The 13,023-nt window shown below is 73.4% G+C and carries 11 protein-coding genes; 8 read left to right on the top strand and 3 right to left on the bottom strand.

Translation table 11 applies throughout. The features are described from left to right. Positions 1-150: 150 nt before the first annotated feature. The 8 genes from SCA03_RS30365 (at position 151) to gatB (ending at position 10,494) form a co-directional block, all read left to right on the top strand. Positions 151-843, top strand: a complete 693-nt coding sequence (locus SCA03_RS30365) for an SDR family oxidoreductase (RefSeq protein WP_030884544.1) — start codon at positions 151-153, stop codon at positions 841-843. 83 nt (positions 844-926) lie between these two features. Further along, entirely contained in the window at positions 927-1,976 is a 1,050-nt protein-coding gene (locus SCA03_RS30370) for a methionine synthase (protein WP_268932859.1), read from the top strand. Positions 1,977-1,991: 15 nt separating this feature from the next. Beyond that, positions 1,992-4,196, top strand: a complete 2,205-nt coding sequence (ligA, locus tag SCA03_RS30375; protein WP_030884527.1) for an NAD-dependent DNA ligase LigA — start codon at positions 1,992-1,994, stop codon at positions 4,194-4,196. Between the two features lie 329 nt (positions 4,197-4,525). Continuing rightward, positions 4,526-6,820, top strand: a complete 2,295-nt coding sequence (locus tag SCA03_RS30380; protein ID WP_030884523.1) for a putative bifunctional diguanylate cyclase/phosphodiesterase — start codon at positions 4,526-4,528, stop codon at positions 6,818-6,820. Positions 6,821-6,922: 102 nt separating this feature from the next. Beyond that, on the top strand, positions 6,923-7,219 hold the full coding sequence (gene gatC, locus SCA03_RS30385) for an Asp-tRNA(Asn)/Glu-tRNA(Gln) amidotransferase subunit GatC (protein ID WP_030884520.1): 297 nt from the start codon (positions 6,923-6,925) through the stop codon (positions 7,217-7,219). Between the two features lie 5 nt (positions 7,220-7,224). Beyond that, the gene (gene gatA / locus SCA03_RS30390) at positions 7,225-8,718 is read left to right on the top strand and encodes an Asp-tRNA(Asn)/Glu-tRNA(Gln) amidotransferase subunit GatA (protein WP_086816399.1); all 1,494 of its coding nucleotides are present in this window, start codon (positions 7,225-7,227) and stop codon (positions 8,716-8,718) included. Further along, positions 8,715-8,960: a membrane protein gene (locus SCA03_RS30395; protein WP_030884514.1), complete on the top strand. Its 246-nt coding sequence runs from the start codon at positions 8,715-8,717 to the stop codon at positions 8,958-8,960. The genes gatA and SCA03_RS30395 overlap by 4 nt, the downstream gene beginning before the upstream one ends. Positions 8,961-8,985: 25 nt before the next feature. Next, positions 8,986-10,494, top strand: coding sequence for an Asp-tRNA(Asn)/Glu-tRNA(Gln) amidotransferase subunit GatB (gatB, locus tag SCA03_RS30400; protein ID WP_030893635.1), 1,509 nt, complete (start codon positions 8,986-8,988; stop codon positions 10,492-10,494). A 134-nt stretch (positions 10,495-10,628) separates the two neighbouring features. Here the strand turns inward: gatB and SCA03_RS30405 are convergent, their stop codons facing one another. The 3 genes from SCA03_RS30405 to SCA03_RS30415 form a co-directional block, all read right to left on the bottom strand. After that, entirely contained in the window at positions 10,629-11,639 is a 1,011-nt protein-coding gene (locus SCA03_RS30405; RefSeq protein WP_086816397.1) for an MBL fold metallo-hydrolase, read from the bottom strand. A gap of 138 nt (positions 11,640-11,777) precedes the next feature. After that, positions 11,778-12,443 carry an HAAS signaling domain-containing protein gene (locus SCA03_RS30410; protein ID WP_086816395.1) on the bottom strand — a complete coding sequence of 222 codons (666 nt, stop codon included), beginning with the start codon at positions 12,441-12,443 and terminating at the stop codon, positions 11,778-11,780. Continuing rightward, positions 12,440-12,838, bottom strand: coding sequence for a PadR family transcriptional regulator (locus SCA03_RS30415; RefSeq protein ID WP_030884501.1), 399 nt, complete (start codon positions 12,836-12,838; stop codon positions 12,440-12,442). Before SCA03_RS30415 ends, SCA03_RS30410 begins: the two co-directional genes overlap by 4 nt. Between the last annotated feature and the right edge of the window lie 185 nt (positions 12,839-13,023).

Consider the following 13,023-nt stretch of genomic DNA (forward strand, 5'->3'; position numbering starts at 1 on the left):
CCGGGGCCCGCCCCGCCCCAACAGCTGCCTCTCCCAGGGCGCCGACCCCCGCCGCCCCCCCCCGCCCTCCCGTCGCAGCCGCCGCCAGGGGCGGCGGGTGGGGCGACGGGCGGGCGGGCGTGAACGGCTCCCGTGGGCGACGATGGGCCCATGGCAACACATGTGATCACAGGTGCCGGCTCCGGCATCGGCGCCGAGGTGGCCCACCGGCTGCTGGAGCGCGGCGACACCCTGCATCTGCTGGCCCGCGACGCGGGGCGCGCCAAGGAGCTGGCGGAGCGCTTCCCGGGCGCCCGCACGCTCGTGGGCGACCTGGGCGAACCCGAGCGGCTGTCCTGGGCCTTCAGCCACCAGACGCTGCCCGAACAGGTCGACTCGCTGCTGCACATCGCGGGCGTCGTCGAGCTGGGCAAGGTCGGTGACCTGGGGCCGAAGGTGTGGAACAGCACACTGGCCGCCAACCTGGTCGCCCCGGCCGAGCTGACCCGGCTGCTGCTGCCCCAGCTGCGGCAGGCACGCGGCCACGTCGTCTTCGTCAACTCCGGCGCCGGGCTGCGCGCCAACCCGGACTGGAGCGCCTACGCGGCGAGCAAGCACGGCCTCAAGGCGCTCGCCGACGCGCTGCGCGGCGAGGAGTCGGGGAACGGGGTGCGGATCACCTCCGTCTACCCGGGCCGGGTGGCGACACCGATGCAGGAGAAGGTCCACCGCCAGGAGGGCAAGGAGTACGACGCGAACCGCTTCGTGCCCGCCGAGGCCGTGGCGACGACCGTGCTGACCGCGCTGGATCTGCCGCGCGGCGCCGAGGTGACGGATCTGTCGGTACGCCCCGGCGGCCACTGAGGGTACGGTGCGGGGCGGCGGGCCGCGGGCCGCGCCGCTCCTGCCGTGACCTGCGGCGCGAGGGCGGGACGTAGGCTTCCCGGGTGAGCGAGAAGCGACGAGAACGCCCCTGGGGCCCGGCGGCCGCCAGCGGCATCGGCTCCATGCCCGGCACCGACGCACGCGAGGCGGCCAGGACGGTGCTGGGTTCCCTGGACGCCCCCGAGCATCTGCCCCACCTTCCCGAGCTGCCCGCGCGCGGCCCCGGCGCCGACATGCTGGGCCGGACGGCCGGGCTGCTGGCCGAGCTGTACGTGCAACTGGAGCCCAGCGGCTGGCGGATCGCCGACCGGCCCGGCCGCGACACCCGCCGGGCCCGCTCGTGGCTGGGCGAGGACCTCGACGCGCTGGAGGAGTTCACCCAGGGCTACGGCCAACAGGACCCGGCGCGTGCCGGGCTGAAGGTGTCCGTCGTCGGGCCGTGGACGCTGGCCGCCGGGCTCCAGCGGCGCTCCGGCGAGGCCATGCTGGGCGACCCCGGTGCCTGCCGCGACCTCGCGGCCTCGCTGGCCGAGGGGCTCGCCGCACACTTGGCCGAGGTGCGCAAGAGGGTGCCGGACGCGCGGATCGTGTTGCAGCTGGACGAGCCTTCGCTGACCTCCGTGCTGACCGGGAGCGTGCGCACCGCCAGCGGCTACCGCACCTATCCGGCCGTCGACCGCGCGGTCGTCGAGGGCACCCTGCGCGAGCTGATCGGCGCACACGACGGGCCCGTCGTCGTGCACAGCTGTGCGCCGCGGGTGCCGGTCGCGCTGCTGCGGCGTGCGGGCGCGGCGGGGATCTCGCTGGATCTCGCGCTGCTCACCGAGCGTGAGGAAGAACCGGTGGCGGAGGCGCTGGAGGCGGGGGTCGCACTGTTCGCCGGTGTCGTACCGACCGTCGAGCCGGAGACGGGGGCATTGTCGGACCCGGCCGGTAGCGTCGGGGGAGTCAGGTCGCTGTGGCGCAGGCTGGGGCTGTCTCCCGGGCTGCTCGCCGAGTCCGTCGTGGTCACCCCCGCGTGCGGGCTGGCCGGTGCCTCGCCCGCGTACGCGCGGGAGGCGCTGCGGCGCAGTGTCCGGGCCGCGAGATCACTCGCTGACAACCCTACGTAACGGGAGGACGACACGGTGGCTGCCGAACAGGACGTGGCCGTGCCCGCAGAGGCGCGGGAGGAACACGCGCGTCTCGCCGAGCAGATCGAGGAGCACCGCTTCCGCTACTACGTCAAGGACGCGCCGATCGTCAGCGACGCCGAGTTCGACCGGCTGCTGCGGCGGCTGGAGTCGCTGGAGGAGGAGCACCCGGCGCTGCGGACGCCCGACTCGCCCACCCAGAAGGTGGCCGGGCACTACGAGACGGAGTTCACCGAGGTCGCACACCGCGAGCGCATGCTGTCGCTGGACAACGCGTTCGACGACGGAGAGCTGGCGGAGTGGGCCGAGCGCGTCGCACGGGAACTGTCCGGCGCCGCACACCACTTCCTGTGCGAGCTGAAGGTCGACGGCCTCGCGGTCAACCTCACCTACGAGCACGGCCGCCTCACCCGCGCCGCCACCCGCGGTGACGGCCGCACCGGCGAGGACATCACCCCCAACATCCGCACGATCGCGGACATCCCCGAGCGGCTCTCCGGGGAGCGCGTGCCTCGGCTGGTGGAGGTGCGCGGCGAGGTCTTCTTCCCGATGGAGCGGTTCGAGGAGCTGAACGCGCGCCTGGTGGAGGCGGGCGACAAGCCGTTCGCCAACCCCCGCAACGCGGCCGCCGGTTCGCTCCGCCAGAAGGACCCGCGGGTGACGGCGACCCGGCCGCTGCACATGGTGGTGCACGGCGTCGGCGCGCTGGAGGGCTTCGAGACGGGCGAGGGCACCGGCTGGGAGCGGCTCTCGCAGGTGTACGACCTGCTGAGCGAGTGGGGCCTGCCCACGTCGGCGCACTGCCGGGTGGTCGACGGGCTGGACGGCGTGCGCGAGTTCATCGCGTACTACGGCAAGCACCGGCACTCGGTGGAGCACGAGATCGACGGCGTCGTCGTCAAGCTGGACGAGATCCGGCTCCAGGGCCGGCTGGGCGCCACGTCCCGCGCGCCGCGCTGGGCGATTGCCTGGAAGTACGCGCCGGAGGAGGTCAACACCGAGCTGGTGGACATCCGCGTCGGCGTCGGCCGCACCGGCCGGGTGACGCCGTACGCGGTGGTCGAGCCGGTCACGGTCGCCGGCAGCGAGGTGGAGTTCGCGACGCTGCACAACCAGGAGATCGTCAAGTCCAAGGGCGTGCTCATCGGGGACACGGTGGTGCTGCGCAAGGCGGGCGACGTCATCCCCGAGATCCTCGGCCCGGTCGCGGATCTGCGGGACGGCAGCGAGCGTGCGTTCGTGATGCCCTCGCAGTGCCCGGAGTGCGGTACACCGCTCCAGCCGATGAAGGAGGGGGACATCGATCTGCGGTGCCCCAACTCCCGCTCGTGCCCGGCGCAGTTGCGGGAGCGGCTGTTCTATCTGGCGGGCCGCAAGTCGCTGGACATCGAGCACTTCGGATACGTCGTGGCCAGCGCGCTCACCCAGCCGCTGGAGCCGGCCGAGCCCCCGCTGCGGGACGAGGGCGGCCTGTTCGATCTGACGGTGGAGGATCTGCTGCCGATCGTCGCGCACGTCGTCGACCCGGACAGCGGGCTGCCCAAGCGGGACCCGAAGACCGGTGAGAACAAGACGGTCACGCTCTTCGCCAACCAGAAGGGCGAGCCGCGCAAGAACACCCTGGCGATGCTGGAGAACATCGAGGCGGCCAAGGACCGGCCGCTGGCGCGGATCATCACCGGGCTGTCCATCCGGCACGTGGGCCCGGTCGCGGCCGAGGCGCTCGCGCGCGAGTTCCGCTCGCTGGACCGCATCGCCGAGGCGTCGGAGGAGGAGCTGGCCGCGACGGAGGGCGTCGGGCCGACGATCGCGGCCTCCCTCAAGGCGTGGTTCGCCGAGGACTGGCACCGGCAGATCGTCGAGCGCTGGCGGGCGGCCGGGGTCCGGATGGCCGAGGAGGCGACGGGTGAGGAGGGCCCGCGTCCGCTGGAGGGCGTCACCGTGGTGGTGACCGGAACCCTCGCCTCCTACACCCGGGACGGCGCCAAGGAGGCGCTCCAGGACCGCGGTGCGAAGGTCACCGGTTCCGTCTCGAAGAAGACGGGCTTCGTCGTCGCCGGGGACAATCCGGGCTCGAAGTACGACAAAGCCGTCCAGTTGAAGGTGCCGATTCTGGACGATGACGGATTCGCCGTCCTGTTGGAGCAGGGGCCGGATGCCGCCCGCGAGGCGGCGCTGGCGCCGGATGAGGAAGAGTAGCGGAGAGCAGCGGGGCCGCGCGGGAGAGCACAGAGCACGGCTGCCGGGCCCGGCGGCGGCGAACGCCGCGTGCCGGGCGCCGGCGCCGGCCCGCCACAGGCCGCACACCGGGGTACGGCCGTCACAGACGCCTGACGGGTTTTCACCGCCGGAAGCACACCGTTCGGTCACAGCAGCCGTACGAGCCCGCGAAGTTGGGCACGCTCGTGGGGGAGGGATGGAGGCAACAGCGGCCGATCGCTGCCCCTGCACCCGGTCAGCGGCCTACTGTTGACATGGACGCCTGTCGTGGTGAGGGGGCAGGCGCGGACGGCTGCGAGGGGACCAGGATGCTGGAATTCTCCGGGGGCGCCAGGCCCCCGTTCTCCCGCCTGCCCTCCGACGGCGCGCGGCGCGGCGCGGGACGCGGCGGCGGCCCGGGCCGGGCGGGCGCGCCGGTGCCGACGGGCTCCGACCCGGGCGGAGGGGCCGGCAGCGCCCAGCAGACCGGTCCGGCGGGAGCCGGACGGGCGGGCGGGCCGGGCGGTGCACAGGGCCGGTCCGGCGGACCGGAGCGCGGCGGGGAGGAGGCGCCGTGGCTCCAGCGGCTGATGGCGGCCCGTCCGCCGCTGCTGCCCGCCGGGGTCGTGGCGGGCGCCGCCGCGGTGCTCGTGCTCGGTCTCTTCCGGGTGCTGTCGGCGGGGCACGCGCTGTTTCCCGAGGGCGTCGTCGGCTGGTCGTTCGCGGTGCTCACCGGGCTGGTCGTCGCGCATCTGGTGACGATGGGCCGGGACCGCTGGTGGGGCGGCACCGGCTCGGGGCCCGCGCTCACGCTGGCCATTCTGCTGCTGTGCGGATGGGTGCCGGCGCTGCTGGTCAGCCTGGCCGTCGTCGTGCTGGTCGGCGCCGCGCGGCGGCACCGCTGGCGGCAGGCGGTGGTGCACGGCGCCATCGACATCCTGGGGGTCGGCGCCGCGGCGCTCGGCCCGGCGGTGTGCGGGGCGCACCCCTCGGTGGAGAACCCGTGGCTGCCCGCCGAGTGGGGGCCGGAGGCCGTGCCGGGCACGGTGCTCGCCGCCGCCCTGTATCTGCTGACGACCCGCGCCCTCCAGTGGTTCACCCTCGCCCCGCGCACCCGCGGGCTGCCGACGGCGCTGCGCACCTCGCTGGTGCGGCAGGGGCTGGTGGGCACCGCGCTGGTGGGGATCGCCCCGCTCATCGTGATCGTCGCCGTCCACAAGCCGCTGCTGCTCCCGCTGTTCGCCATCCCGCTGATCGCGCTGGACACCACCTTGCGGATCGCCCGGGCGCGCGCCGAGGAGCAGCTGCGCGACCCGCTGACCGGGCTGCCGAACCGGCTGTGGCTGCTGGAGCGGGCCTGGACGGCGCTGGACGAGGCCGAACGGACGGGCGCGCGCTCCGCGCTGGTGCTGATCGACCTGGACCGCTTCCGTTCGGTCAACGACACTCTCGGCCATCTCGCGGGCGACCGGCTGCTGTTGCAGATCGCGGACCGGCTGCGCGAGGTGCTGCCGCGCGGCGCCGAGGCGGCCCGGCTCGGCGGGGACGAGTTCGCGGTGCTGCTGCCCGTCTGCGACTCCACCACCAGCGCCCAGCGCGTGGCCCGTTCGCTGGTCTCCGCGCTCGGCTCCCCGCTCGACCTGGACGGGCTCACCCTCGTCCTGGAGGCCAGTGCGGGCGTCGCCGTCTTCCCCGAGCACGCACGCGAGGCCGAGGGCCTGCTGCGCCGGGCCGACGTGGCGATGTACGAGGCCAAGCGGGACCGCACCGCCGTCGAGGTCTACGAGGCCACCCGGGACGGCAACACCCCCGACCGGCTGGGCCTGCTGGCGGATCTGCGCCGCGCGCTGGACGCCGGCGAGGTCGAGTTGCACTACCAGCCGAAGGTCGGTTTCGACGGCACCGTCTCCGGCCTGGAGGCGCTGGTGCGCTGGGTGCACCCGGAGCGCGGCCGGGTCCCGCCGGACGAGTTCATCGCGATCGCCGAGACGTCCGGGCTGATGCCGCGGCTGACGGAGTACGTGCTGGAGACGGCGCTGGCGCAGGTCGCCGTGTGGCGGGGCTGCGGTCTGACGGTGCCCGTCGCGGTGAACGTCTCCCCGCGCGATGTGCACGCGCCCGGCTTCGCCGGGGCTGTCGCCGCCCGGCTGGCCCGGCACGGCGTCCCGCCCGGCGCGCTCCAGCTGGAGATCACCGAGCATGTGCTGCTGGAGGACCCGCAGCGCGCGGCCGACACCCTCGCCGGGCTGACCGGGCACGGCGTGAAGATGTCCCTGGACGACTTCGGCACGGGCTACTCCTCGCTGGTGCATCTGCGCCGGCTGCCGGTGAGCGAGCTGAAGATCGACCGCTCGTTCGTGGCCCGGCTCGCGGTGGACACCGAGGACGCCGAGATCGTGCGCTGCACGGTGGATCTGGCGCACTCGCTGGGCCTGAAGGTCGTCGCGGAGGGTGTGGAGGACGACGAGACGTGGGAGCGGCTGCGCGATCTGGGCTGTGACGCGGTGCAGGGCTGGCTGGTCTCGGCCGCCATGCCGCCGGGTGAGACCACCGCGTGGCTGCGGGCGCGCGAGGTGCACGCCGCGCGCTCGCTGCCCCCGGTACCGCCTGCGCGTACGCCCTGAACACCGGGCGGGAGCGGGGGCGGGGAAGCGCTTCGCGGGCACGGCGGCGGGCCCCATAGGATTGGGGCCGACAAACCACTCACTCACCCAGAGGACCGCTGCATGCCTGGCATCTCACGCGAGGAGGTCGCCCACCTCGCGAAGCTGGCGCGCCTGGAGCTGAAGGACGAAGAGCTCGACCACTTCGCCGGACAGCTCGACGACATCATCGGCGCGGTGGCCGCCGTCTCGGATGTCGCCGACGAGGACGTACCGCCGACCTCCCATCCGCTCCCGCTCACCAACGTCATGCGCCCGGACGAGGTCCGGCCGTCGCTGACCCCCGAGCAGGCGCTCTCCGGCGCACCCGCGCAGGAGCAGCAGCGTTTCAAGGTGCCGCAGATCCTGGGGGAGGAGTGACCGCGATGACCGACCTCACCAAGCTCACCGCGGCGCAGACCGCCGAGAAGATCGCCTCCGGCGACGTCACCGCCGTCGAGGTCACCGAGGCGCATCTGGCCCGGATCGAGGCCGTCGACGAGAAGGTGCACGCCTTCCTGCACGTCGACCGCGAGGGCGCGCTGGCGCAGGCCCGCGCCGTGGACGCACAGCGCGAGCGCGGCGAGAAGCTGGGCCCGCTGGCCGGTGTCCCGCTGGCGCTGAAGGACATCTTCACCACCGAGGGCGTCCCGACGACCGTCGGTTCGAAGATCCTTCAGGGCTGGATCCCGCCCTACGACGCGACGGTCACCCGCAAGCTGAAGGAAGCCGGCGTCGTCATCCTCGGCAAGACCAACATGGACGAGTTCGCCATGGGGTCCTCCACCGAGAACAGCGCCTTCGGGCCGACCGGCAACCCCTGGGACCTCACCCGGATCCCCGGCGGCTCCGGCGGCGGCTCGGCCGCGGCGCTCGCCGCCTTCGAGGCGCCGCTGGCCATCGGTACCGACACCGGCGGCTCCATCCGGCAGCCGGCGGCCGTGACCGGCACCGTCGGTGTGAAGCCGACCTACGGCGGGGTCTCCCGCTACGGCATGGTCGCCTTCTCCTCCTCCCTGGACCAGGGCGGGCCCTGTGCCCGTACGGTGCTGGACGCCGCGCTGCTGCACAGCGTCATCGCCGGGCACGACGAGCTGGACTCGACGTCCATCGCGCAGCCGGTGCCGGACGTGGTCGCGGCGGCGCGCAACGGCGATGTCGCGGGCCTGCGGGTCGGCGTCGTCCAGGAGTTCCGGGGCGAGGGCTACCAGGACGGCGTCATTCAGCGCTTCGACGAGTCGGTCGAGCTGCTGCGCGAGCTGGGCGCCGAGATCGTCGAGCTGTCCTGCCCGTCGTTCGCCAAGGGCCTGGCCGCCTACTACCTGATCGCGCCCTCGGAGTGCTCCTCCAACCTCGCCCGCTTCGACGCCATGCGCTACGGCCTGCGCACCGGTGACGACGGCTCGCACTCGGCGGAGGAGGTCACCGCGCTCACCCGCGAGGCGGGCTTCGGCGACGAGGTCAAGCGGCGCATCATGCTCGGCACCTACGCGCTCAGCTCGGGCTACTACGACGCCTACTACGGCTCGGCGCAGAAGGTGCGCACCCTGATCACCCGTGACTTCGAGAAGGCTTTCGAGCAGGTCGACGTCGTCGTCTCGCCGACGACGCCCACCACGGCCTTCCCGATCGGCGAGCGCGTCGACGATCCGATGGCGATGTACCTCGCCGACGTCTGCACCCTCCCGTCCAACCTGGCCGGGAACGCGGCCATGTCGCTGCCGTGCGGGCTGGCCCCGGAGGACGGGCTGCCGGTCGGACTCCAGATCGTCGCCCCCGCCATGGCCGATGACCGGCTCTACCGTGTCGGTGCGGCCGTCGAGGCCGCCTTCCAGGCACGTTGGGGTCACCCGCTGCTAGAGGAGGCACCGTCGCTGTGAGTGGAAAGCTGAGCAAGGCCAAGGACTTCAAGAAGTCGAAGCCCGGTACGTACCTGTCCATCGGCACCACGCTCTTCGGCGCCGTCAGCGTCGCCAAGCAGGCGAAGAAGGCCCGCCAGGAACAGGACACCCTCCAGCTGATCGACGCGGCGGTCTCCGCCGCCGCCATCGTCACCGGCGTCGCCCTGCTGGTCCGTGAGCTGCGCCGGATGTCCTCCGACAGCGACGTGCTCGCGGACTGACGCGGGAGAGAAAGGTTAAGTTTCCGTGACCGTCACCGAACTGGTGTCGTACGACGAGGCGCTGGCCTCCTACGACCCCGTGATGGGCCTGGAGGTCCACGTCGAACTGGGCACCAGGACCAAGATGTTCTGCGGCTGCTCGACCGCGCTGGGCGCCGACGCCAACAGCCAGGTCTGCCCGACCTGTCTGGGCCTGCCCGGGGCGCTGCCCGTCGTCAACAAGAGCGGCGTCGAGTCCGCGATCCGTATCGGTCTGGCCCTGCACTGCGAGATCGCCGAGTGGTGCCGCTTCGCCCGGAAGAACTACTTCTATCCGGACATGCCGAAGAACTTCCAGACCTCCCAGTACGACGAGCCCATCGCCTTCGACGGCTACCTGGACGTCCAGCTGGAGGACGGCGAGGTCTTCCGCGTGGAGATCGAGCGGGCCCACATGGAGGAGGACACCGGCAAGTCCACGCACGTGGGCGGGGCCACCGGCCGTATCCACGGCGCCTCCCACTCGCTGCTCGACTACAACCGCGCCGGCATCCCGCTGATCGAGATCGTCACCAAGCCGATCGTCGGCGCCGGGGAGCGCGCCCCCGAGGTCGCCAAGGCGTACGTCGCCGAGCTGCGCGAGCTGATCAAGGCGCTCGGCGTCTCCGAGGCCCGGATGGAGATGGGCCAGATGCGCTGCGACGTGAACCTCTCGTTGCGGCCGAAGGGCCGGGAGGCGTTCGGCACCCGCAGCGAGACGAAGAACGTCAACTCGCTGCGCAGCGTCGAGCGTGCCGCGCGCTTCGAGATCCAGCGGCACGCCGCGGTGCTCTCCTCGGGCGGCAGCATCGTCCAGGAGACCCGGCACTTCCACGAGGAGGACGGCTCCACCACCTCCGGCCGCGTCAAGGAGGAGGCGGAGGACTACCGCTACTTCCCCGAGCCGGACCTGGTGCCCGTCGCGCCGTCCCGCGAGTGGGTCGAGGAGCTGCGCGGCACCCTGCCGGAGCTGCCGCGGGTGCGGCGCAACCGGCTGCGCGAGGAGTGGGGCATCACCGAGCACGAGATGCAGTCCGTGCTCAACGCGGGCGCCGTCGACCTCATCGTCGCCACCGTGGACGCCGGGGCCCCCGCCGACCAGGCCCGCAAGTGGTGGATGGGCGAGCTGGCCCGCCGTGCCAACGAGGACGGCGTCGAGCTGCCCGCGCTGTCCATCACGCCGGAGCAGGTCGCGCGGGTGTGCGCGCTCGTCGCCGAGGGCTCGCTCAACGACAAGCTCGCGCGGCAGACCATCGAGGGCGTCCTCGCGGGCGAGGGCACCCCGGACGAGGTCGTCGACAAGCGCGGTCTGAAGGTCGTCTCGGACGAGGGCGCCCTCGGCACGGCCGTGGACGAGGCGATCGCCGGCAACCCGGACGTGGCGGAGAAGATCCGCGGCGGCAAGGTCGCGGCGGCGGGCGCGCTGGTCGGCGCCGTCATGAAGGCCACGCGCGGGCAGGCGGACGCCGCGCGGGTGAAGGAGATGATCATGGAGAAGCTGGGCGTGGAGGGCTGAACCTCCCGCGCGCTCTCCCGGGGTGGGGCGGTTGCCGAACGGTGGCCGCCCCACCCCTTTTCTTTTCCGTTCTTCCGTGCCGCCGGCCCGGGTCCGCACCGGCGTACGGAGCCGGCCGGCGGCGACGGCGGAGGTCAGGCGCGGGCGTGACCCGGGTCCGGCACGGAGTGCCCGGAGGTGCGCGCCGCCGCGTGGGTCACGGCGAAGTCCGCCGCCTCCGTCATGACCTGGGTCATCGGGCGCGGTGGGGTGCCGTCCAGCATCCGGTACTCGCTGCCGAGGGTCACGATGAGCCGCTCCGGCAGGCCGAGTTCGAGGTGGCCCTCGGCGGCCACCCGGTGTGCGGCCTCCGTGAGCGGTACGCCCCGCGCGTGCAGCGCGTGCGCGCGGTCGCGCAGGTGGGTGAGGTAGGCGATGTGGGCCCGCAGCCCGTCCCGGTCGAGGACGGGGCCGTGGCCGGGGACGACGGTGGTGGCGCCGGTCTCCAGCACCTCCTGGCAGGCGCCGATGACGTTCTCCAGCGGGCCCGCCCAGTGCACGGCGTGGTCGCCGGGGTGGTCGGGGGACGAGCCGAAGACGATGTCGCCGGTGAAGACGACGCCGTGGTCGGGCAGATGGACCGTCAGATCGCCGGTGGTGTGCGCGGGCGGCAGGCTGGTGAGCAGGACGGGCCGGCCGCCGACGGTCAGCTCCAGCTCGCCCCGGAAGACGGTGGTGGGCCGCACCACCCGGGTGCGCGACCAGTCGAAGTGCCCGAAGTGCCGGGCCAGATAGGCGCCCAGGGTGGACTCCTCGCCCGCTTCCTCGATCAGCGCGCGCAACTGCTCGGGGCCCGGCTCCAGCTCGATGTGGTGCCGGGCCTCCCGGGTCGCGATGATCTCGGCGCCGGGGAGGACGTCGGCGCCCCACAGATGGTCGCCGTTGGCGTGGGTGACGACGACGCGGGTCACGTCCGACCCGCCGGGCACGGCGCGCGATGCCGCCAGGAACGCCTCGGCCATCGGACGGTCGTACGGGGTGTCGATCCACAGCGCCCCGTCGGCGGAGGCCACCAGTCCGCAGTTGGCCAGCCCCCAGCCGCGCCGGGGCGGGTTCCACAGGTAGAGGCCGTCGCCCAGAGCATGAAGATCGGAAGGGTAGTGCATGGGCCCGATTATGCAGACAGCTCATCAACTCCGCTGCCCCCTCGGTCACTTCCGTAACACGGCGCTCACGGGGCGCTGCCGCCGCACGGGCCCCGGACCGGTGCCGCCGGACCCGGGCCGGGGCCGTGCCGTCCGTCGTCAGGCCGCGGGGCCGCTCTCCGGCCGGCGGGCGGTGCGCCACAGCCACACCGAGACGGCGAGCGGGACGACGAACTGCGCGACCGTCAGGGCGGCGATCCCGGGGGCGCCCATCCCGGAGACGTCGGTGAGCAGCGCGATCGTGTTCGGCACGGCGATCACCAGCACGGTCACCAGCGTGGCGATCCACCGCCGGCCCACCGGCCAACTCGGCGTGAGCCACAGCATCACGACCCCGGCGATGCGCACGACCCCGGTCAGCAGCACAGGCGCCACCAGGCTCAGCGGCGAGGCCACGGCCAGCAGGACGACGGCGCACCACGGGGAGATCCGCTCCCGGCCGCCGCGCCGGGCCGGGCCGCCGGGCGCGTACCCGGGGCCGGCCGGGGGCGGAACGGCCGGACCGGCGGTCGGATGTCCGGCGCCCGCCGGGTGCGGCCCCGCCTCGCGCAGCGCTGTGGCCGCGATCGTCCGGGGATCGCCCAGCTCCCGCAGCACCTCCCGGACGGCTGCCGGGTCGCCCTCGGGGCGTTCGGCCAGCGCCACGTCCACGTGCTCGGCCAGATCGGCGAGCAGCTCCTGTCTGCGTTCCGGCGGCAGTGCGGACGCCTCGCGTTCGACCGCCGCAAGATACTGCTCCACCGTCTCGTTCCGGGCGGTCTTCAACGCTGCTCCTCGTGCTCGGTGGGGGAGGGGCTCGGGCCCCGGGTGCCGACGAAGTGGTCGACCGCGTCGCGGAAGTGCGGCCAGATACCGGCGAACTCCTCCAGTGCGGCACGGCCCGTCGGTGTCAGTGCGTAGTAGCGCCGGGGCGGGCCCGACGACGACTCCTGCCAGTCGGTGCTGACCAACTCGTCCCGGCGCAACCGGGAGAGCAGCGGGTAGACGGTGCCCTGGCTGGTGGCCATCGGCCCCACGGCGTCCAGCTCACGCAGCAGTTCGACCGCGTACCGCGGCCCGTCCCGCAGCAGGGCCAGGACGCAGTACTCCAGCACGCCCTTGCGCAGTTGGCTGGCCGCCTTGCTGGTGTTGGCGCGGTTACCGGCCTCGGCAGGTTCCATGCAATGCATAGTACCTTGCCGCGACGAAAGTACCCGAGCCGGTGGTGTCGGGCCCTCTCGTTCAGCCGCCGGATCCCCGTGCCGCGCTGGTCGTACCGGTGCACGGGGGCGCGGTCCGCGGTGACAGCGGTGACAGCGGTGACAGCGGTGACAGCGCCGAGGTGGTCGGGCAGGCCGGACCGCCG

Source organism: Streptomyces cacaoi (assembly GCF_006539165.1).
Lineage (GTDB): Bacteria > Actinomycetota > Actinomycetes > Streptomycetales > Streptomycetaceae > Streptomyces > Streptomyces cacaoi.

Bases quoted from the DNA above. Each gene is read 5' to 3' on its own strand.
- SCA03_RS30365 (WP_030884544.1), top strand. From the start codon at position 151: ATGGCAACACATGTGATCACAGGTGCCGGCTCCGGCATCGGCGCCGAG.
- SCA03_RS30380 (WP_030884523.1), top strand. From the start codon at position 4,526: ATGCTGGAATTCTCCGGGGGCGCCAGGCCCCCGTTCTCCCGCCTGCCC.
- gatC (WP_030884520.1), top strand. From the start codon at position 6,923: ATGCCTGGCATCTCACGCGAGGAGGTCGCCCACCTCGCGAAGCTGGCG.
- gatA (WP_086816399.1), top strand. From the start codon at position 7,225: ATGACCGACCTCACCAAGCTCACCGCGGCGCAGACCGCCGAGAAGATC.
- SCA03_RS30405 (WP_086816397.1), bottom strand. From the start codon at position 11,639: ATGCACTACCCTTCCGATCTTCATGCTCTGGGCGACGGCCTCTACCTG.
- SCA03_RS30415 (WP_030884501.1), bottom strand. From the start codon at position 12,838: ATGGAACCTGCCGAGGCCGGTAACCGCGCCAACACCAGCAAGGCGGCC.